The sequence below is a fragment of the Microbacterium sp. SORGH_AS_0454 genome (assembly GCF_031453395.1).
Lineage (GTDB): Bacteria > Actinomycetota > Actinomycetes > Actinomycetales > Microbacteriaceae > Microbacterium.
Map to the genome: position 1 here is coordinate 2,832,090 of NZ_JAVIYS010000001.1, position 19,762 is coordinate 2,851,851.

At 69.9% G+C, this 19,762-nt stretch carries 17 protein-coding genes, 1 tRNA gene, 1 other RNA gene and 2 pseudogenes; 11 read left to right on the plus strand and 10 right to left on the minus strand.

The genetic code is table 11. The features are described 5' to 3' along the window. Positions 1–60 precede the first annotated feature (60 nt). Positions 61–396 (plus strand): ATP-dependent DNA ligase, encoded by a 336-nt coding sequence (locus QE454_RS13700; RefSeq protein WP_210074975.1) that lies wholly within the window; start codon positions 61–63, stop codon positions 394–396. Between the two features lie 14 nt (positions 397–410). Here the strand turns inward: QE454_RS13700 and QE454_RS13705 are convergent, their stop codons facing one another. Next, positions 411–1,838 carry a HAMP domain-containing sensor histidine kinase gene (locus QE454_RS13705; RefSeq protein WP_307460547.1) on the minus strand — a complete coding sequence of 476 codons (1,428 nt, stop codon included), beginning with the start codon at positions 1,836–1,838 and terminating at the stop codon, positions 411–413. Next, positions 1,835–2,509: a response regulator transcription factor gene (locus QE454_RS13710; protein WP_307460544.1), complete on the minus strand. Its 675-nt coding sequence runs from the start codon at positions 2,507–2,509 to the stop codon at positions 1,835–1,837. Before QE454_RS13710 ends, QE454_RS13705 begins: the two co-directional genes overlap by 4 nt. Before the next feature lie 145 nt (positions 2,510–2,654). Between QE454_RS13710 and QE454_RS13715 the strand changes: the two genes are divergently transcribed. The 3 genes from QE454_RS13715 to QE454_RS13725 all read left to right on the plus strand — a co-directional run bounded on the left by QE454_RS13715 (position 2,655) and on the right by QE454_RS13725 (position 4,801). Next, positions 2,655–3,209, plus strand: coding sequence for a hypothetical protein (locus QE454_RS13715; RefSeq protein ID WP_309668710.1), 555 nt, complete (start codon positions 2,655–2,657; stop codon positions 3,207–3,209). 59 nt (positions 3,210–3,268) lie between these two features. Then, entirely contained in the window at positions 3,269–4,138 is an 870-nt protein-coding gene (locus tag QE454_RS13720; protein WP_307460537.1) for a hypothetical protein, read from the plus strand. A gap of 159 nt (positions 4,139–4,297) precedes the next feature. Then, positions 4,298–4,801 carry a DUF3145 domain-containing protein gene (locus QE454_RS13725; protein ID WP_210074985.1) on the plus strand — a complete coding sequence of 168 codons (504 nt, stop codon included), beginning with the start codon at positions 4,298–4,300 and terminating at the stop codon, positions 4,799–4,801. Positions 4,802–4,956: 155 nt separating this feature from the next. Here QE454_RS13725 and QE454_RS13730 read toward each other — a convergent pair whose 3' ends face one another. From QE454_RS13730 to aceE, 6 genes and pseudogenes are all read right to left on the minus strand, one after another. Continuing rightward, on the minus strand, positions 4,957–6,195 hold the full coding sequence (locus QE454_RS13730; RefSeq protein WP_210074987.1) for a beta-ketoacyl synthase: 1,239 nt from the start codon (positions 6,193–6,195) through the stop codon (positions 4,957–4,959). Between the two features lie 68 nt (positions 6,196–6,263). Continuing rightward, a complete protein-coding gene (locus QE454_RS13735; protein ID WP_022880558.1) occupies positions 6,264–6,512 on the minus strand; it encodes an acyl carrier protein in 249 nt (82 codons plus the stop codon). A gap of 68 nt (positions 6,513–6,580) precedes the next feature. Further along, positions 6,581–7,586 (minus strand): annotated as a pseudogene (locus QE454_RS13740) (beta-ketoacyl-ACP synthase III). Then, a complete protein-coding gene (locus tag QE454_RS13745) occupies positions 7,583–8,503 on the minus strand; it encodes an ACP S-malonyltransferase (RefSeq protein ID WP_307460532.1) in 921 nt (306 codons plus the stop codon). Before QE454_RS13745 ends, QE454_RS13740 begins: the two are co-directional and overlap by 4 nt. A gap of 82 nt (positions 8,504–8,585) precedes the next feature. After that, positions 8,586–9,755, minus strand: a complete 1,170-nt coding sequence (locus tag QE454_RS13750; RefSeq protein WP_307461244.1) for a CdaR family transcriptional regulator — start codon at positions 9,753–9,755, stop codon at positions 8,586–8,588. Between the two features lie 124 nt (positions 9,756–9,879). Further along, on the minus strand, positions 9,880–12,606 hold the full coding sequence (aceE, locus tag QE454_RS13755) for a pyruvate dehydrogenase (acetyl-transferring), homodimeric type (RefSeq protein ID WP_307316871.1): 2,727 nt from the start codon (positions 12,604–12,606) through the stop codon (positions 9,880–9,882). A 251-nt stretch (positions 12,607–12,857) separates the two neighbouring features. Here aceE and QE454_RS13760 point away from each other — a divergent pair, with 251 nt between their 5' ends. Beyond that, the gene (locus QE454_RS13760; RefSeq protein ID WP_307460529.1) at positions 12,858–13,553 is read left to right on the plus strand and encodes a hypothetical protein; all 696 of its coding nucleotides are present in this window, start codon (positions 12,858–12,860) and stop codon (positions 13,551–13,553) included. 3 nt (positions 13,554–13,556) lie between these two features. Here QE454_RS13760 and QE454_RS13765 read toward each other — a convergent pair. Continuing rightward, a tRNA-Val gene (locus QE454_RS13765) sits at positions 13,557–13,629 on the minus strand. Positions 13,630–13,890: 261 nt separating this feature from the next. Here QE454_RS13765 and QE454_RS13770 point away from each other — a divergent pair. The 4 genes and pseudogenes from QE454_RS13770 (at position 13,891) to QE454_RS13785 (ending at position 17,229) form a co-directional block, all read left to right on the plus strand. Further along, positions 13,891–14,619 (plus strand): zinc ribbon domain-containing protein, encoded by a 729-nt coding sequence (locus tag QE454_RS13770; protein WP_307460527.1) that lies wholly within the window; start codon positions 13,891–13,893, stop codon positions 14,617–14,619. A 12-nt stretch (positions 14,620–14,631) separates the two neighbouring features. Beyond that, positions 14,632–16,339: pseudogene (locus tag QE454_RS13775) on the plus strand (bifunctional 3'-5' exonuclease/DNA polymerase). Positions 16,340–16,376: 37 nt separating this feature from the next. Further along, positions 16,377–16,743, plus strand: an RNA gene (gene rnpB / locus QE454_RS13780) — RNase P RNA component class A. A 195-nt stretch (positions 16,744–16,938) separates the two neighbouring features. Then, positions 16,939–17,229: a hypothetical protein gene (locus QE454_RS13785; RefSeq protein WP_210075002.1), complete on the plus strand. Its 291-nt coding sequence runs from the start codon at positions 16,939–16,941 to the stop codon at positions 17,227–17,229. 77 nt (positions 17,230–17,306) lie between these two features. Here QE454_RS13785 and ppgK read toward each other — a convergent pair whose 3' ends face one another. Beyond that, the gene (gene ppgK, locus QE454_RS13790) at positions 17,307–18,092 is read right to left on the minus strand and encodes a polyphosphate--glucose phosphotransferase (RefSeq protein WP_210075004.1); all 786 of its coding nucleotides are present in this window, start codon (positions 18,090–18,092) and stop codon (positions 17,307–17,309) included. A 96-nt stretch (positions 18,093–18,188) separates the two neighbouring features. Here ppgK and QE454_RS13795 point away from each other — a divergent pair, with 96 nt between their 5' ends. Together QE454_RS13795 and glnA are read left to right on the plus strand one after the other, a co-directional pair. After that, positions 18,189–18,392, plus strand: a complete 204-nt coding sequence (locus tag QE454_RS13795) for an SPOR domain-containing protein (RefSeq protein ID WP_210075006.1) — start codon at positions 18,189–18,191, stop codon at positions 18,390–18,392. A 25-nt stretch (positions 18,393–18,417) separates the two neighbouring features. Next, positions 18,418–19,758, plus strand: coding sequence for a type I glutamate--ammonia ligase (gene glnA / locus QE454_RS13800; RefSeq protein WP_210075378.1), 1,341 nt, complete (start codon positions 18,418–18,420; stop codon positions 19,756–19,758). The last annotated feature ends 4 nt before the right edge of the window (positions 19,759–19,762 follow it).

A 19,762-nucleotide genomic window follows, 5' to 3' on the forward strand; every position in this document is an offset into this window, starting at 1 on the left:
GCGCCCCAGCGCGGTCCCTTTGAACACGGTTCGATTTGTCGAGCCAGAAAAGGATCTGTGATGGGACGTCTTATCTACCGTGATCGCGCGTCGTTCGACATTGACGACCGCATCCTCGCTCATCTGCGCATCGTCGTGATGAACAAGCTCCGCCGTAACGAGGGCTTCATGCTGCAACTGCCCGTCAACGAAGGCGTGCGACAGGCCAGCCTCTGGATCCACGCCTCGAACGCGCTCGTCATGCAGTTCTACGGCGGACGAGAGCCGGCGATCGATCGCGCGCTCGTCGATCAGATGATGCACGACGCCAGCGGCGCCGACGGACTCACCCTGACCGCCGCGGGAATCGCCCCCGCGACCACGGCCCCGCACCGGCAGCCCATCGGCGGTCGATGACGGGGCTCAGGCCCTCACCCCTCGAGCGGCAGCGTCACCTCGAATCGCGCGCCGACGCCACCGTCGACGCATCTGACATCGCCGCCGTGCGCTCGCGCGATCCCTCGCGCGATCGGCAATCCGAGACCGACCCCGCCGGATGCCGCCCGCGCGGCGTCCAGACGGACGAGACGCTCGAAGATGCGCTCGCGGTCGGCCGCCGGAACGCCCGGGCCGTCATCGGTGACGGACACCACCGCGATCACGCCGCGCACGGCGACAGCCACGGTCACGGTGCCGGTTCCCCCGGTTGCCCGCGCCGCGTTCTCGATGAGGTTCGACAGCACCTGGGCGAGACGGTCGGGGTCGGCGTGCACCGGCACCGCGGCATCCGGAGTCTGCGCGCGAAGGACGAGGGAGGGGTGGACGAGCGGGGCGCGGCCCACCTCGGCCTCGACGAGCGCCCGCAGGTCGAGATCCGTGCGCGAGAGCTCGAGACCGCGATCGACGCGGGCCATCGTCAGCAGGTCGTCGACGAGGCGTGAAGCCCGCGCCGCCTCGCGTGCCACGTGCGCGGCGAGCACCTCGCGCTCGGGTCCGTCGAGGTCGGCGCGCACGAGCGTGTCGGCGGCCGCCCGGATGCCGGCGACCGGCGTGCGCAACTCGTGCGCCGCGTCCGAGAGGAACGTCCGCAGGCGCTGCTCGGCGTCCAGAGCAGCCCGCTCGGCGCCCACCACGTCGTCGAGCATGTCGTCGAGGGCGGTGGCGACGCGTCCGATCTCGGTATCGGAGCGGGTGGGGTGCAGACGCCGTTGGCGCTCCCCGGAGCCGATCGCGCGAGCGACGCTCGACACCTGATCGAGGGGCCTCAGGCTCCGTCGTACGACGAGGGTGACCGCGCCCGCCGCGAGCACGAGGACGCCGATCGACGACAGCGCCATGATCCACCGCACCTGAGCGAGCGTGTCGTCGACCCCCGCCGCCGACGCCGTCAGGGTCAGACTCGAGCCGTCGCTGAGCGTCGAACGCAGCGTCACGAGCTCATCGTCGCCCGTGACCTCGGATGCGATGACGCTCACGTCGCTCGAGACCGTGGGCTGAGGTGTGGAACGGGCACCGGGACCGGCGCCGGGGCCGCCGGGTCCACCCGGTGGAGCTTCGCGCAACTGCTCGGGGCTGGGTCCGGCGACCACCGAGTCGCCCCCCGCGCTGTCGATGCGGACGGCGAGCCCCTGGTCGGACAATCGCTCGGCCAGGTCGGCGTCATCGACCGTTCCCACGAGGGAGGCGGCGGCCGCCGCGCGATCGCGCAGGCGCTCCTCGATCTGCCCGCGCAGGCGCGCCCCCAAGGCCACGTCGACGACGACGGCGAGCACGACCAGCAGCAGCGCCACCAGGGCCACCACCGCCACGATCGTCCGCCGGCGCAGCGATCCCGACTTCAGCGGGGGCGAGGGTCTCACCGTTCCTCGCTCAAGCGGTAGCCGAGGCCGCGCACGGTGTGGATCAGCCGCGGTCCACGCTGCTCCATCTTGCGGCGGAGCGCGCTCAAATGCACCTCGACGAGATTGGGGTCGTAATCCTCGTAACCCCAGACCTGGGTGAGGATCTGCGCCTTCGAGAGGGTTCGACCGCGACTCTCGGCGAGCAGGTGCAGCAGCCGGAACTCCGTGGCCGTCAACTCGAGAGACACTCCACCGCGATGTGCCGTCGCGGCATCCGGATCGACCACCAGATCTCCCACCGACACGGTCTGCGGCAGCCTCCCGCGCCGCCGAAGAACCGCGCCGCTGCGCGCGACGAGCTCGGCCATCGTGAACGGCTTCACCACGTAGTCGTCGGCACCCTCCGCGAACCCCCGCAGGCGATCATCGACCTCGTCTCGCGCGGTCAGCATGATGACCGCCGTGTCGCCCGTGGCCCGCACGACCGGGAGCAACCGGATGCCGCTGGGCCCCGGCATCATCCAGTCGATGATCACGAGGTCGGGGCGGAACGACGCCAACCGGTCGGCGAGGTCCGTGCCATCGGGCGCCGCCTCGGCGACAAAACCATCGGCGCGCAGAGCCGTGGTGACGGCGACGCGGATCGTCTCGTCGTCGTCGAGGACGAGCACGCGGGCAGCGAGGGACATCCGGGCGACGATACGGTCACCGGCTGAACGGGACTTATGGCTTGCGTATGCGAACCGGGCGGGTGAGCCGGCTTCAGGTTCGCTTCAGTCCCGGCTCGAAGTCTGGTTCCAGAGCCGGTGACCGACACCGGACGGAAAGAGAACCATGAACGACGACAATCCCACCCTGCCGCTGCCGCGTCAGGAGGAGACCCCCGAACCCCGCCGCCGCTCCTGGCGCGGGCCGGCGCTCATCGCCGGCGCCGTGATCGTGGCCGCGGGCCTCACCGGCGGAACCGCAGCGCTCGCGGCGCAGAGCAACGGGACGGGCCCGCTGGCGGCCTCCTCGACCTCGGCCCCCAGCGCCGACGGCGGCTCGACGGGCCCCGGCACCAGCACTCCCGGGACGGCCCCCACCCCGGATGCCACGCCTTCGGCCCCCGCCGACGGAAGCACCCCGACGCCTCCCCGCCGATGGCACCGCTCCGGCCGCCCCCGGCGGAAACAAGGGACCGGGCGAATGCGGCCCCGGTGCGCCCAAGGGCGATGCCGCCAAGCCCGCGCCGCCCGCCGACGGCACGGCTCCCACTCCGCCCGCCGAGGGGGACAAGCCCACGCCGCCCGCACCCCCGGCCGACGGCACGGCTCCTACCCCGCCCGCCGAGGGCACCACGCCGACGCCGCCCGCCACGCCGGGAAGTTGAGCGCCACCCCGCGCTGACCGCGCGCCACGCCCTTCGCGTGCAGCGCGCGGTCAGCGCGGTGAGGCACGATCGACGGGTGGCGAGAACACGCAGGCGGCGGCGCCGCACGCCCCGGCAACGGCTGGTCCGCCGACGGCGTCTGGCCTTCGGCGCCGTTGCCGCGTTGCTCGTCGGCCTGGTCGCCCTCGCGGTCGTCCCGCTCGTCTCGCTCACCACTGCGTGGAACACCGAGGCGCGTCGCGCGGCCATCGACCTCACGTCCTTCGACCCGGGCCACCTGATCGACGACGAGCAGTTCTACGACGGCGACGCACTCACCGCTGATCAGATCCAGACCTTCCTCGACGATCAGGTGGGGGAGTGTCGCAACAACGCCTGTCTGTCCGTCCTGCGCTCCGAACTGCCGGCACGAGGACCGGTCGTCTCGGATGCCACGGGCCGCACCGTCTGCGAGGGCTACGACGGGGGAGAGCTCACGGCCGCCCAGATCATCGACCGCCTGCAGCGCGCGTGCGGCATCTCGGCGAAGGTGCTCCTGGTCACCCTGCAGAAGGAGCAGAGCCTCGTCTCGGGTCGCACCGCCCGGGCCCCCTCACCCAAACAACTCGGGGCGGCGATGGGCGCCCGATGCCCCGACACCGCCCCCTGCGACGCCGGGGCCGCCGGCTTCGGTGCACAGGTCGCGCAGGCCGCGACCGACCTGAAGTCCTACAGCGCGTCCGACTTCATGCGGCAACCGGGCACGCATTACCTCGCCTACTCACCCGACCCCTCCTGCGGGGGTTCGGAGGTCACCATCGCGAACGCTGCCACCGCGGCCTTGTACAACTACACGCCTTATCAGCCGAACGCCGCGGCCCTGGCCGCGCGCTGGGGAGTCGGAGACTCCTGCTCGGCATACGGCAACCGCAACTTCGCGCTCTATTGGGCTCTCTGGTTCGGCTGAATCGACCCGTCGAGCATCACGGGTCGACGCGCGGGGCCCGTGGCAAAATCACAGTGTTGTGATTTCGTTATGCACGGGCGATAATGGCCGGACAACCGAACAATCGCCAACACTCCATCACAGGTCGTAGGGGAAGACGTACCTGACGAAGGAGAAACCATGGCGATCACGTCTTCGCGCGGAGTGATCCTGATCCACTCCGCGCCCCGCGCGTTGTGCCCCCACCTCGAGTGGGCGGTGGGACGCGCCCTCGGCCGCGCGGTCAACTTCGACTGGACCGAGCAGCCCGTTCTCACGGGCAGTCGTCGCGCGGAGTTCTACTGGGAAGGCCCCGTCGGCTCCGGTGCCGCCCTCGCGAGTGCGATCCGCGGTTGGGAGCACCTCCGTTTCGAGGTGAGCGAGGATCCCACGCCCCGCAGTGACGGCGGCCGCTGGATGCACACGCCGGGACTCGGCATCCACTTCGCTCAGACCGATTCCGCTGGCAACGTCGTCATTGCCGAGGACCGCGTGCGCTACGCGATGGAGGTCGCCGCGGGCGACGCTCTCGAATTGCAACGCGAGCTCGACGTCGCTCTGGGCTCCGCCTGGGACGAAGAGCTCGAGCCCTTCCGCCATGCCGGCGACGACCAGCAGATCGTCTGGCTGCACAAGGTCGGTTGAGACCGTCGGGCGGGGGAGGCGCCACTACCGGAGGTCGGTGACCACACCCGGCACCGGGACCGCGTATCCCTCGCCTGACAAGACGAGAGCCCCCTGGCATCCCCGATTGCAGTCGGGTGGATGCCAGGGGGCTCTCGCCGTGCGGAAGACCGCGCTCAGACCGAGGCGATGGCCACGACGGCGTTGTGACCGCCGAAGCCGAAGGAGTTGCTGATCGCGAGCTGGTCGCCGGCTCCGAGCTCGACGGCCGAGCCGGACAGGGCGAACGGGACCTCGGGGTCCTGCTCGGTGAGGTTGATCGTCGGCGGGGCGACCCGATTCTGAAGCGCCAGCACCGTGAAGATCGCCTCGAGGGCACCGGTTCCACCGAGCAGGTGGCCGGTGGAGGCCTTGGTGGCCGACACCGGGATCTCGTCGACACGGGCGCCGAACACGGCGCGCAGCGCCTTGTACTCGTTCGGGTCGCCGACCGGGGTCGAGGTGGCGTGGGCGTTGATGTGGGTGACGTCGTCGACCGACGCGCCCGCCATCTCGAGCGCCATGTGCACGGCTCGTGCGGCCCCGTGACCCTCGGGATCGTTGGCGGTGATGTGATACGAATCCGCCGTGACGCCGCCGCCCACGATCGAGGCGTAGATCTTCGCGCCGCGGGCCTTCGCGTGTTCCTCGGTCTCGAGGATGAGGACACCGGCGCCCTCGCCCATGACGAAGCCGTCGCGGTCGATGCTGGCCGGGCGGGACGCCGTCTCGGGGGAGTCGTTGCGCTTGGAGAGCGCCTGCATCGACGCGAACGAGGCGATCGTGATGGGGTGGATCGCCGACTCGGTGCCACCGGCGATCACCACGTCGGCCAGGCCGTCGCGGATGTGCTGCACGGCGTTCACGATCGACTCGGTGCTCGAGGCACAGGCCGAGGCGACCGTGCGCGCGAACGCGCGGGCGTTGAAGTGCAGGGAGAGGTTGCCTGCGGCCGCGTTAGGCATGAGCATGGGCACCGTCATCGGCATGACGCGCCGCGGGCCCTTCTCGCGCAGGGTGTCCCATGCGTCGAGCAGCGTCCAGACGCCGCCGATACCGGTGGCGAAGTCGACGCCGAGACGGTCGGGGTCGATGTCGGGGGAGCCGGCGTCTTCCCAGGCCTCTTTCGCCGCCACCATCGCGAGCTGCGACGAAGGGTCGAGGCGCTTGGCGACGGGGCGCTCGAGCACGGTCTCGGGGCGCACCAGGGCCTCGGCGGCGAAGGTGACGGGCAGGTTGTACTGCTCGACCCACTCGTGCTCGAGGGAACGGGCGCCGGAGGTTCCGGCGAGCAGGGCGGACCAGCTCTCGGGTGCCGTGCCGCCGATGGGCGAAGTGGCTCCGATGCCGGTGACGACGATGCGGGGTGTGCTCATGAGCGAGAAATCCTTGGTGCGGCCGACAGGTCGTGACCGGTGGGGGCCGGAGCCCCCACCGGGAGATGTCAGGACTGGTTCGACGTGATGAAGGTCACGGCGTCGCCGACGGTCTTGAGGTTCTTGACCTCGTCGTCGGGAATGGTGACGCCGAACTTCTCCTCGGCGTTGACCACGATCGTCATCATCGAGATGGAGTCGATGTCGAGGTCGTCGGTGAAGGACTTCTCGAGCGCGACCTCGTCGGCCGAAATACCCGTCTCGTCGGTGATGAGCTCGGCAAGGCCGGCGAGAACCTCGTCGTTGGTGAATGCCATGATGTCTCCTGTTTCTTGGGGGCGGGGCCTGTCGGGCCCCGATCAGTCTAGAGTTCGACGGCGCTGCGTCAGGGCAGCACGACGACCTGCGCGCCGAACACCAGTCCGGCTCCGAAGCCGATCTGCAGCGCGAGGCCGCCGCTGAGCTCGGGGTGTTCCTCGAGCAAGCGGTGGGTGGCGAGGGGAATGGACGCCGCAGACGTGTTGCCGGTGGTCTCGATGTCGCGACCGATCACGACGGTCTCGGGAAGACCGAGCTGCTTGGCGAACTCGTCGATGATGCGCATGTTCGCCTGGTGCGGCACGAAGGCGGCGAGGTCGGCGGGCTCGATGCCCGCAGCCTCGATGGCCTGGCGCGCCACCTTGACCATCTCCCAGACGGCCCAGCGGAAGACCGTGGGGCCCTCCTGACGCAGGGTCGGCCAGGCGGCGACCCCGTCGCGAGAAGTCGGTGAGGGTGGCGTTCATGCCCACGGCATCCGACTTCGAACCGTCCGAGCCCCAGATGGTGGGACCGATGCCGGGGGTGTCGCTCGGGCCGACGACCACGGCACCCGCGCCGTCGCCGAGCAGGAACGAGATGCTCCGGTCGGTGGGGTCGACGACGTCGCTGAGCTTCTCGGCGCCGACGACCACCACGTGCTTAGCGAGGCCGGCGCGCACGAGGGCGTCCGCCTGACCGACGCCGTAGGCGAAGCCCGCGCACGCGGCGTTGAGGTCGTACGCGGCGGCCGGGTTGACACCGATGCGGTCCGCGACGATGGCCGAGGCGGACGGCGTCTGCTTGGGGTTGCTGATGGTCGCCACGATCACCGCGTCGATGTCTTCGGGCGCCACGCCCGACTTCTCGACGGCCTCGCGCGCGGCCGTGGTGGCCAGGTCGATGGCATCCGTCTCTTTGTTCGCGCGAACGCGCGTGACGATGCCGGTGCGCTGGCGGATCCACTCGTCGCTCGAGTCGATCGGGCCGACGAGGTCGTCGTTCGGCACGAAGTTCTCGCCACGGGCGGCGCCGTACGAGTAGATGCGCGTGTGCGCGGGGCCCTGCAGCTGGCGGAGGGTGGGGGTGCTCATGCCTGTTCTTCTTTCAGCAGGGAGACGGCCGCGTCGAGGTCGTCGGGGGTCTTGACCGCGACGGTCGGGGTGCCGCGGAGGGCGCGCTTGGCGAGCCCGGTGAGGGCGCCGGCGGGGGACATCTCGATGATGCCGGTCACGCCGTGCTCGGCGAACGAGAGCATGCAGCGGTCCCAGCGCACGGGGGAGGCGACCTGAGCGACGACGAGGTCGAGGGCGCGACGTCCCTCGGCGACGACGGAGCCGTCGGAGTTCGTCCAGAGCGTCGTGCTCGGGTCGGAGACCGCGACGTCGGCCGCGGCGGCGCGGAGGGTCTCGACGGCGGGCTCCATGAAACGGGTGTGGAACGCTCCCGCGACCTGGAGCGCGATGACGCGCGCACCGCGCGGCGCCTCGGAGGCGAGCTCTGCCAACGCCGAGAGTTCACCGGCCGCCACGATCTGACCACCGCCGTTGTAGTTGGCCGGGGTGAGGCCGAGCACGTCCAGTCGCTCGAGCACGGTCTGCTCGTCGCCGCCCAGGACGGCGCTCATGCCGGTCTCGACGGCCGCGGCGGCCTCGGCCATCGCGCGGCCGCGGAGTCCGACCAGACGCAACGCGTCGTCCTCGGAGAGCACACCGGATGCCGCCAGTGCGGCGATCTCGCCGACGGAGTGTCCCGCGACCCCGTGCACCGACGCGCCGGCGCGATCGTTCAGCGCGGCCCACGACAGCAGGCTCGCCGCCACGATCAGCGGCTGCGCCACGCTCGTGTCGCGGATGCGATCGGCATCCCACTCGGTACCGGCGGCGATGAGATCGACGCCCGCCTGCTCGGAATAGGCGGCGAGACGCTCACGCGCCCCGTCGAGTTCGAGCCAGGGCGAAAGGAACCCGGGGGTCTGAGAGCCCTGTCCGGGGAAGACGGCGATGATCACCGTTCCATCCTGTCAAGGATCGGGCACGCGCTTCTGGAGATATCGACACAGAAATACGGCGTGTCTTTGTGCGCGCCGTGCATCAACGCGCCAGAGGCGACCGTCGGCCCACCGGACTCCGGCGGCGCGTGGCATCCGTTCCGATCGATCCCAGGATGAGCGCGGTCTGCAGGATGAGCGCTTCTCGCGGCCCGGTGGCGTCCCACCCGATGACCTCCGACACGCGCTTGAGGCGGTACCGCACGGTGTTGGGATGCACGTACAGCTCGCGGGCCGTGGCCTCGAGCGAGCGGCCGTTGTCAAGGTAACTCCACAGGGTCGCGACGAGATCCGCGCTGTGCGCGTGCAGGGGCTGATACACGCGGTCGACCAAGGTCTGCTTGGCCACGGCGTCGCCGGCGAGGGCGCGCTCGGGCAACAGGTCGTCGGCCTCGACCGGGCGCGGGGCATGGCGCCAGGCACGGGCCACGGCGAAGCCGGCGAGGGCCGCACGAGCGCTCTGCCCGGCGTCGACCAGCGCGGGCACGGCGGGCCCGAGCACGAGATGCCCGGTGCCGAAGCCCGGCTCGAGGCGCCTCGCGATCTCGGGGAACGGCAGTTCGGCATTCTCTTCGCCGGCACGGGCGGGCAGGTCGGCCCGACCGACCACGAGCACCAGGCGGGAACCCTGCACACCGATGAGCACGTCGACGCCGAGCTTGCGCGCGGTGCGCCTTACCTGGTCGACGTCGAGCTGCGGGGGAGTCGTGCCCACCAGGACCGCGACTTCTCCGTGGCCGTGCCACCCGAGGGCGGCGATACGGCTGGGGAGTTCGTCGTCGGCCTCGCCGGTGAGGATCGAGTCGACGACGAGGGCTTCGAGGCGCGCATCCCAGAGCCCTCTCGCCTCGGCGGCACGCGCGTACACGTCGGCGGCGGCGAAGGCGACCTCGCGCGAATACGACAGCATCGCCTCGCGCACCTTCTCGCTGCGGCCTGCCACGCGTTCCTCCATGACCTCGACGGTCACGCGGACGAGCTGAAGTGTCTGCGTCAGGCTGACGCTGCGCAGCAGCTCACGGGGAGCGGCGGCGAAGATGTCCGCGGCGATGGCGGGGGTGGATGCCGGCTCCTCGAACCACTGCAGGAACGAGGTGATCCCCGCCTGGGCGACGAGCCCGACGGCCGAACGCCGCGCGGGGGGCATCTCGGCGTACCAGGGCAGGGTCTCTTCGAGGCGCTGGATCGTCGCCGTGGCCAGATCGCCCGAGATACGCCGGAGCCAGGTGAGGGTGTCGGCCTTCTCCTGCGCGGCGGCTACCGAGCCCGCAGACCGGTCGGGTCCGGCCCCGCCCGTGGAGGCGGAACCGGACCCGTCGGTGGTGCTCGTCACGTGATCAGGCCTCGCCGCCCGCGTTGCCGGTCGTTCCGGCGTTGACGTCGTGGAGACGGTACTTCTCGATCGCCTGTCCGACGACCGCGCGGTCGACCTTGCCCTCTTCGGCCAGCGCCTGCAGGGTGCGGACGACCATCGAGGGACCGTCGATCTTGAAGAAGCGACGTGCGGCGGCACGGGTGTCGGAGAAGCCGAAGCCGTCGGCCCCGAGGGTCCAGTAGTTCTGCGGGACCCACTGACGGATCTGGTCCTGGACCGCGTGCATCCAGTCGCTGACCGCAATGACCGGGCCCTGGGCTTCCTTCAACTTGTCCGTGAGGTACGGCACGCGAGGCTCTTCCTCGGGGTGCAGGAAGTTGTGCTCGTCGGCGGCGAGGCCGTCGCGGCGCAGTTCGCTCCACGAGGTGACCGACCACACGTCGGCGACCACGCCCCAGTCGTCCTTCAGCAGACGCTGGGCCTCGAAAGCCCACGGCACGCCGACGCCCGAGGCGAGCAGCTGGGCACGGGGGCCGTCGCCCTCGCCCGAGGAGATGTGATGGATGCCGCGGACGATGCCATCGACATCGACGCCCTCGGGCTCGGCCGGCTGCACGTACGGCTCGTTGTAGACCGTCATGTAGTACATGACGTTGGGGTCGGGGTGGTTCCCGCCGTACATCCGCTCGATACCCGAGCGCACGATGTGCGAGATCTCGTAGCCGTAAGCCGGGTCGTACGACACCGTGGCCGGGTTGGTGGACGCGAGCAGCTGCGAGTGACCGTCGGCGTGCTGCAGGCCCTCGCCGGTCAGGGTGGTGCGACCGGCGGTGGCGCCGATGATGAAACCGCGCGCCATCTGGTCGCCCGCGGCCCACTGGGCGTCACCCGTGCGCTGGAAGCCGAACATCGAGTAGAAGACATACACCGGGATGAGCGGCTCGCCGTGGGTCGAGTACGCCGTGCCCGCCGCGGTGAACGCCGCGAGAGCGCCCGCCTCGTTGATGCCGACGTGCACGATCTGACCCTGCGGGCTCTCCTTGTACGCCAGCAGCAGCTCGCGGTCGACGGAGGTGTAGTGCTGGCCCTTGGGGTTGTAGATCTTCGCCGTCGGGAAGTACGCGTCCATACCGAACGTGCGCGCCTCGTCGGGGATGATCGGCACGATGCGGTGACCGAAGTCCTTGACCCGCAGCAGGTCCTTCAGCAGACGCACGAACGCCATGGTCGTGGCGATCTCCTGCGTGCCCGAGCCCTTCTTGGGCAGCGCGTACGCGGCATCCCCCGGCAGTTCGAGACCGACGTGGGTGGTGCGACGCTCGGGAAGGAAACCGCCGAGCGCACGACGACGCTCGAGCATGTACTTGATCGTCTCGTCCTGCTCACCCGGGTTGTAGTACGGCGGCTGGTACGGGTTCTCGTCGAGCTGCGCATCGGTGACGGGGATGTCCATCGCGTCGCGGAACGCCTTGAGGTCGTCGAGCGTCAGCTTCTTCATCTGGTGGGTCGCGTTGCGGCCCTCGAAGTGCGGACCGAGGCCGTAGCCCTTGATCGTCTTCGCCAGGATGACGGTGGGCTGACCCTTGTGCTCCTTGGCCGCCTTGAAGGCTGCGTAGACCTTGCGGTAGTCGTGGCCACCGCGCTTGAGGCCCCAGACCTGCTCGTCGGTGTAGTCCTTGACGAGCTCGAGAGCGCGGGGGTCGCGACCGAAGAAGTTCTCGCGGACGTACGCGCCGTTCTCGGCCTTGTAGGTCTGGTAGTCGCCGTCGGGCGTGCTGTTCATGAGGTTGAGCAGCGCGCCCTCGGTGTCGCGGGCGAGGAGGTCGTCCCACTCGCGGCCCCAGACGACCTTGATGACGTTCCAGCCGGCACCGCGGAAGAAGCTCTCGAGCTCCTGGATGATCTTGCCGTTACCGCGGACGGGGCCGTCGAGACGCTGGAGGTTGCAGTTGACGATGAAGGTCAGGTTGTCGAGACCCTCGTTCGCCGCGACCTGCAACTGACCGCGGCTCTCGACCTCGTCCATCTCGCCGTCGCCGAGGTAGGCCCAGACGTGCGAGTCACCGACGTCCTTGATGCCGCGGTTGGAGAGGTACTTGTTCGACATCGCCTGGTAGATCGCGTTGATCGGGCCGAGGCCCATCGACACGGTCGGGAACTGCCAGAACTCCGGCATGAGGCGCGGGTGCGGGTACGACGGGATGCCGTTGGGCGCCTGCGACTTCTCCTGACGGAAGCCGTCGAGCTGCGCCTCGGTCAGACGGCCCTCGAGGTACGCGCGGGCATACGCGCCGGGGGAGGCGTGGCCCTGCACGAAGATCTGGTCGCCGCCCGACGGGTCGTCGAGACCGCGGAAGAAGTGGTTGAAGCCCACCTCGTACAGCGCGGCCGACGACGCGTAGGTCGAGATGTGGCCGCCGACGCCGATACCGGGACGCTGAGCGCGGTGCACGGTGACCGCGGCGTTCCAGCGGATCCACTTACGGTAGCGCCGCTCGAGCTCCTCGTCACCGGGGAACTCGGGCTCGTTCTTCTGCGAGATCGTGTTGATGTAGTCGGTGGTCGGAACCATCGGCACATTCAGGTGGAGTTCTTTGGAGCCCTTCAGAAGGCTCAGCATGATCTCGCGAGCGCGAGCCGGACCCTTCGCCTGGACCAGCTGTCGCAGGGATTCCTGCCACTCCCCGGTCTCTTCCGGGTCGCTGTCCTGCGGCCCCTGCGAATACGGATCCTGGTCGTGAACAGTCACGGAAGACCTTTCGTCGTCTGGCAGGTCATGCCAGAGAATCGCCATACGAGTGCGGCAACCCTTGTCTGCTCCGCACAATCAACCAGCGTCCAGCCTAGCGAGTCGCGGCGACATCGGATGCGCCACGGCCGCGACGAACCGGCCCGCGCCGCGCAGACGCTTCGACGTCGAGACGAGCTCCGGCCTATCAAGACCGCCTGAAGCCACCGCGTCGGGCGAGGCGTGCGGGGGCGCGGGTCTATCCTGACCGCGTGAGCACGCACGAGAGCGAAGGCTTCCGCACCCGACCGGAGCATCGCTGGCCGGTTCTGATCGCCCTGGCCGTCGGCACGGGCCTGTACGCGGTGCTCCCGAACGAGACGTCGGGCGTGCTCCGCTACGTCGTCGTCGGCGCCGGCGTGCTGTGCACGATCCCCATGGTGGTGACGAACCCCTCACGCCTGTCGCGCGAATCCGCCGTGGGCCGGGGCTTCGCTCTCGCCTTCACCGCCGTGCTGCTGCTGGCGAACCAGGTGGCGTTCTTCCTGCTCATCCAGCAGTTGCTGCGCGGAGAGGGCAGCGGCGCCGGAACCCTGCTCGGGGCTGCGCAGGTGTGGGCCATCAACGTCATCGGCTACGCCGTCGTCTACTGGGAGATGGATCGCGGGGGTCCGATCGCCCGCCGCCGCGACGCGCGAGACGACTTGCCGCCGGCAGACTTCCAATTCCCGCAGGACTCGGATCGGGATGCCGTGAGCGAGGTGGCCCGCCGTTCCTCCGACACCGAGGACTGGGCACCCGGGTACGTCGACTACCTGTACTTCTCGGCATCCAACGCCATGGCGTTCAGCCCCACCGACGTCATGCCGCTGAGCACGCGCGCGAAGCTCTTCATGATGGTGCAGGCGGTGTCGGGCTTCATCCTGCTCGCGCTCGTGATCTCGCGCAGCGTGAACATCCTGAACTGACGGTGGGCCCTGCCGGGATCGAACCGACGACATCCACGGTGTAAACGTGGCGCTCTACCAGCTGAGCTAAAGGCCCTGATGCCTCGAGTCTAGCGTCCGCCCGGCTCCTGGCCCGCGCCACCGCCGCCGCGAGGTCACGTGAACCGGGCGAGGGCACGGGGCATGTCGTGCGTCCTCGACCAGGTCGCGTGATCTGGCCCTCTCACGGCCACGGCTCGTCGCCGAGGCCGCGTGATCTGCCCCATCGGCAGCTTCGGCCCCGCACACCACGGACCCTGCCCGGTGGCGCGGCGATCGCGTACCGCCGATGTCGGAGCCCCGGGGTAGCGTGGAACCCGTGAATGCCGATCCCGCCGACCAGCGCAAACTGCTCGACCTCGCCGACCTCGACGCCCGTATCCGTCGTGACGAGAAGGTCTCGGCCAACCCGCCGCAGGCCGAGCGCGTGCGCGAGCTCCTCGCGCAGCGGGCGACGCTCACGCAAGAGCTGTCGACCCGCGCCAACGCGCGCGATGACATCACCGCCGAGCTGAAGCGTCTCGAGTCCGACGTGGCCGTCGTCGACGCCCGCATCGCGCGCGACACCGAGCGCCTCGCCGCCTCGTCGAACGCCAAGCAGGCGCAGGGCTTCGAAAGCGAGCTGGCCTCGCTCAAGCGGCGCAAGGGTGACCTCGAAGACTTGGAGATCGCGCTCATGGAACGCCTCGAGACCGCCGACGCCGCGGTCTCGGAGCAAGAGGCCCTCATCGCCGAGATGAATGCCCTGGGCACGCGGTTGAGCGCCGAGGCGAAAACCACCGTCTCCGATGCGACCACGCGCCTCGAGGGCGCCCGCCGCGATCGCGACGCGGTGGCCGCCTCTGTTCCCGCCGACCTGCTGGGACTGTACGAGCGTCTCGCCGCACGTGGCAACGGAGCCGGGCTCCTTCGCGCCGGCGCCTGCGAGGCGTGCCGCATGGTCCTCCCGCCGAGCGATGTCGCCACGGTGCGCCGCGCCCAGACCGACGAGGTCGTGTTCTGTCCCGAGTGCGGCGCCATTCTCGTTCGCACCGAAGAGTCACGATGACCCGAGACGGCCGTGCCGTCTGACACGGTCGTCGTCGGCTCCACATCCGCCGGGCGGATCGCCCTGATCGATCTGGATTCAGAGGGCTCACCGACGCGCACGATCGAGATCGCCGCAAACGAGCTGGCCTCCGTCGTCTCGACGCGCGAAGCAGCGGGTGAGATCCGCTGGGTATGGGCCGATTCCGCCGCGCTGTACGCCCGACTCCTGGCGGCCGGCGTGCGGGTGGCGCGGGCTTGGGACCTGCGTCTGGTCCACGCCATCCTCCGCGACGCCTCCGCGGTCGTCGACGACCACGACCTGCGGGCGGCCACGACCTGGGATGCCACCACCTCGGGCCCCCGCAGCCGGCGACACCCTCTTCGATCTCGGGGAGTCGGCATCCGGGGTTCCCGAGAGCGCAGACGCGGCCCTCGCCGAGTACCGGCGGCAGGGAGCGGCCATCGCATCGTCGACGAGTCCCGGGGCGCTGCGCCTGCTCTGCGCCGCAGAGTCGGCCGGGGCCCTCATCGCCGTCGAACTGCACGCGGCGGGCGTGCCGTGGAGCACCGCAGCGCACGAGAAGTTGCTTGAGAGCGAGCTCGGCCCGCGGCGAGGCGGCGGGCTTCCGCAAACCGTCGAGGAGACGGCAGCGGCCGTGCGCGCGGCCCTCGGCGATCCCGCGGCCTCGCTCGACTCACAGCCGCGGCTGCTGCGGTCGCTGCACCGCGCGGGACTCCTCGTCCAATCCACGAGTCAGTGGGAGCTGGCAGAGCACGACCACCCGGTCGTCGCCCCGCTCGTCGCCTACAAGAAGCTCATGCGGCTCTACACCGCGAACGGCTGGGCGTGGCTCAACGAGTGGGTCAGCGACGGACGCTTCCGACCCGTCTACGTTCCCGCGGGCGTCGTGACGGGCCGCTGGGCATCATCGGGCGGGGGAGCGTTGCAGATCCCGCGCAATCTCCGCACCGCGGTGCGTGCCGACCCGGGATGGACACTCGTCACCGCGGACGTCGCCCAGCTCGAACCGCGCGTCCTCGCCGCGATGGCGCGCGACACGGCCCTGGCCGAGGCGGCAGCCGGTCGCGATCTGTACGCCGGCATCGTCGAGCGAGGCGCCGTCGCCAGCCGCGACGAGGCGAAGCTCGCGATGCTGGGCGCCATGTACGGCGCTACGACAGGGGAGAGCGGTCGACTCCTGCCGCGCCTTCGCCGCACCTTCCCCCGGGCCATGCAGCTCGTCGACGACGCCGCACGCACGGGGGAGGACGGCGGACTGGTCCGCACCTGGCTCGGACGAACCTCACCCGCAGCCGGCGAATCGTGGCGCGGCCTGCAGTCGCGGGCGAGCGACGCAGCGGCATCCGGAATCGACGAGACACGCGCGCGTCGCTCCGCCCGAGACCGGGGAAGATTCACGCGCAACTTCGTCGTGCAGGGCACGGCGGCCGAGTGGGCGCTGGCGTGGCTGGCCGATCTCCGCTCCCGTCTCGCGAAGCTTCCCCCGGTGGATGCCGCCCACGCAGCGCCTGCGTCGGGCCCGGTGTTCGCGCGCTCTGCGCACCTGGCGTTCTTCCTGCACGACGAGATCGTCGTGCACACACCGCTCGAGCAGGCCGAAGCCGTGGCTGAGGCGGTGCGCGAGTCGGCCGCGTCGGCGGGACGCCTGCTGTTCGGAACCTTTCCCATCGACTTCCCGCTCGACCTTCGCATCGGCGAGACGGCGGAGAAGGGCTGAGCGGTCGGGGCCGCGCCGGTAGACTGGCGATCGCGAATGGGTCGGCTGGACGGTCGCGTCACGGGTTCGCCCGTGCCGAGGAACGTCCGGGCTCCACAGGGCAGGACGGTGGGTAACGCCCACCCGGAGCAATCCGCGAGACAGTGCCACAGAGAGCAGACCGCCTCGGCCCTTCGGGACCGGGGTAAGGGTGAAAGGGTGGTGTAAGAGACCACCGGGGTCGTGGTGACACGACCCGCGAGGTAAACCTCGTCCGGAGCAAGGCCAGACAGGGGATGACGACGCGGCTCGCCGAGTCCCCGGGTAGGCCGCTGGAGCGGCACGGCAACGTGTCGCCGAGAGAGATGACCGTCCACGGGGTTTCGACCCCCGGACAGAACCCGGCGTACAGGCCGGCCCATTCGCGCTTTTCCACGCCGGCTCGCCCTTCTCACCGGCGTCACCGCAGACCTGGCCCGAACAGACGCCGCGCGAGGGACACGCGCGCCGGAGGGCCGTCGAGGCCGAGCTCGAGCGCAAGACCGTCGGCTCGTCGAACCGATGTCGAGTGTCGTACATATGTTCTACACTCGAGCACGGCCGGGAAAGGGGTCCGGCGCATGGGTACGAGGGTCAGCGACGAGATGGTCGCGCGGGTGCTGGCATCCATCGCCCCCTGCACGCTTCAACCCGAGACGTGGGGGGCGCGGGCGATCGACTGGTATCCGCAGAAGCGCCCGGTGTGGGCATGGGTGACCTGGCCGAACCGCGCCGCGACACGCGAACCGGCGTGGGCGACCGGCGGGAACGATCGCGTCGTCATGCTCGAGGTGCCGTGCGAGGGCGGGCACTGGGCGCCCGTCGTGTGGCGGAACGCGGTGAGTGTGCGCCGGGTGGACGAGGCAGCCTGATCCGGCCGACACGGGGCATGGATGCATTCCCGTGCCGCGCCGCCCCGGCGGCACCCGTCTTCGGACGCCGACGGGACCTACTTGACCGCCGGCAGGGCCTCGGGCACCGGCACGGCGAGCGAGGCCGCACCGATGATGCCCGCGTTGTTGCGGTGCTTCGCCGGCACGATCGGCGCGCGGAGCTTCAGCAGCGGCAGGAAGTTCTCGGAGTGCTTCGAGACCCCGCCGCCGACGACGATGAGGTCGGGGCTGAAGAGGAACTCGACGTAGTCGTAGTACCACTGCAGACGCTTCGCCCACTTCTCCCACGACAGCTCTTCGCGCTCCATCGCGGAGTAGGCCGCGAAGTGCTCGGCGTCTTTCTTGTGGCCGGCGCGCTGCAGGTGACCCAGCTCGCTGTTGGGCACGAGCACGCCGTCGTAGATCATGGCCGACCCGATACCGGTGCCGAGCGTCGTGAGGATGACGAGACCGTCGACACCCTTCGCCGCGCCGTAGCGGACCTCGGCGATGCCGGCGACGTCGGCGTCGTTGGCGAAGTGGATGTCGCGCGAGAGCCCGTGCTCGAAGAACTTCTCGGCCTCGAAGCCGATCCACGACTTCGACACGTTCGCGGCCGACAGGGTGCGGCCGCCCTTCACGATGGCCGGGAAAGCCACGCCCAGCGGCAGATCCGCGGGAGCTTCGAGGGTCTCGAGCACCTGGTGCACGGCCGCCAGCACGTCGGCAGGCTCCGCGCCCGCGGGGGTTGCGACCTTGACGCGGTCGCTGACGAGCTCCCCGGCATCCAGATCCACGATTCCGGCTTTGATGCCGGTTCCGCCGATGTCCACTCCGACCGCACGAGACGCATTCGTTGCCATACCCCTCAGCCTATCCAGCCGCACGGTCGGGATCAGTAGGATCGGGGGAGCACCGGCGGTTCGCGCCGAGACGCGAGATCCACGTGAGGAGCGATCGTGAGCGACGAAGACAAGAAGTACTGGTACAACCTCGAGACCGGCAAGGTCGAGCAGGGGTACGAGTCGCCCGCGGTGGATCGCGCCGGTCCCTTCGACACCGCCGAAGAAGCGGCCAACGCGCCGCAGCTCATGAAGGAGCGGTCGAAGCAGTGGGCCGAAGAAGACGCCCGCGACGACTGGGGCTCCGGCTCCGCCCGCTGAACGCCCACCGAAACGAGGGATGACGATGGACAAGCAGCGCGATTTCGTCTTGCGCACGATCGAGGAGCGGGGCGTCAAGTTCGTCCGCCTCTGGTTCACCGACGTGGTCGGCACGCTGAAGTCGGTGGCGATCGCCCCGGCTGAGGTCGAGGGCGCCTTCACCGAGGGGCTCGGCTTCGACGGCTCGGCGATCGAGGGGCTAACGCGCTCCTACGAGTCGGACCTGCTGGCGCACCCCGATCCCACGACCTTCCAGATCCTGCCGTGGCGCGGAGAGATCGACCCGACGGCGCGCATGTTCTGCGACATCACGACGCCCGACGGCCAGCCCGCCGTCGCCGACCCCCGGCACGTGCTCAAGCGAACGCTCGCGAAGGCGGCCGACGCCGGGTTCACGTTCTATACGCACCCCGAGATCGAGTTCTACCTGCTGAAGTCGTCGCAGCTCGGCGCGGACGGACGCCCGCAGCCCGTCGACTCGGCCGGATACTTCGACAACGTCCCTGGCGGCACGGCGCACGACTTCCGCCGCCGTTCGGTGCGCATGCTCGAAGACCTCGGTATCTCGGTTGAGTTCAGCCACCACGAGGGCGGTCCCGGCCAGAACGAGATCGACCTGCGGTATGCCGACGCGCTCACCACGGCCGACAACATCATGACCTTCCGCACGGTGGTGAAGGAGGTCGCGATCGAGCAGGGCGTGTACGCCACCTTCATGCCCAAGCCCATCAGCGGCCAGCCCGGCAGCGGTATGCACACGCACCTGTCGCTCTTCGAGGGTGACATGAACGCCTTCTACGAAGAGGGCGGGCAGTACCAGCTCTCGAAGGTCGGTCGCCACTTCATCGCGGGCCTGCTCCGCCACGCGAACGAGATCTCGGCCGTGACGAACCAGTTCGTCAACTCGTACAAGCGTCTGTGGGGCGGCGACGAGGCACCGAGCTTCATCTGCTGGGGCCACAACAACCGCTCCGCTCTCGTGCGCGTGCCGCTGTACAAGCCCAACAAGGGCCAGTCGACCCGCGTCGAATACCGCGCCCTCGACTCCGCCGCGAACCCCTACCTGTCGTACGCGCTCATGCTCGCGGCCGGACTCAAGGGCATCGAGCAGGAGTACGAGCTCCCCGCCGAGGCGGAGGACAACGTGTGGTCGCTCAGCGACACCGAGCGCCGTGCCCTCGGCTATGCGCCGCTTCCCGCGAGCCTCGACCACGCCCTCGAGTACCTCGAGGAGTCGGAGCTCGTCGCCGAGACGCTGGGCGAGACGGTCTTCAAGTACGTGCTGCTCAACAAGCGTCGCGAGTGGCAGCAGTACCGCGCCCAGGTGACGCCGTTCGAGCTCGCGAGCAACCTCGAAGCACTCTGACGGT

What these genes read in the sequence shown, in the direction of transcription:
- QE454_RS13725 (WP_210074985.1), top strand. Translation starts at nt 4,298, where the DNA reads ATGGCGATCACGTCTTCGCGCGGAGTGATCCTGATCCACTCCGCGCCC.
- QE454_RS13700 (WP_210074975.1), top strand. Translation starts at nt 61, where the DNA reads ATGGGACGTCTTATCTACCGTGATCGCGCGTCGTTCGACATTGACGAC.
- QE454_RS13715 (WP_309668710.1), top strand. Translation starts at nt 2,655, where the DNA reads ATGAACGACGACAATCCCACCCTGCCGCTGCCGCGTCAGGAGGAGACC.
- QE454_RS13785 (WP_210075002.1), top strand. Translation starts at nt 16,939, where the DNA reads ATGGGTACGAGGGTCAGCGACGAGATGGTCGCGCGGGTGCTGGCATCC.
- QE454_RS13710 (WP_307460544.1), bottom strand. Translation starts at nt 2,509, where the DNA reads ATGTCCCTCGCTGCCCGCGTGCTCGTCCTCGACGACGACGAGACGATC.
- ppgK (WP_210075004.1), bottom strand. Translation starts at nt 18,092, where the DNA reads ATGGCAACGAATGCGTCTCGTGCGGTCGGAGTGGACATCGGCGGAACC.
- glnA (WP_210075378.1), top strand. Translation starts at nt 18,418, where the DNA reads ATGGACAAGCAGCGCGATTTCGTCTTGCGCACGATCGAGGAGCGGGGC.
- QE454_RS13730 (WP_210074987.1), bottom strand. Translation starts at nt 6,195, where the DNA reads ATGAGCACACCCCGCATCGTCGTCACCGGCATCGGAGCCACTTCGCCC.
- QE454_RS13735 (WP_022880558.1), bottom strand. Translation starts at nt 6,512, where the DNA reads ATGGCATTCACCAACGACGAGGTTCTCGCCGGCCTTGCCGAGCTCATC.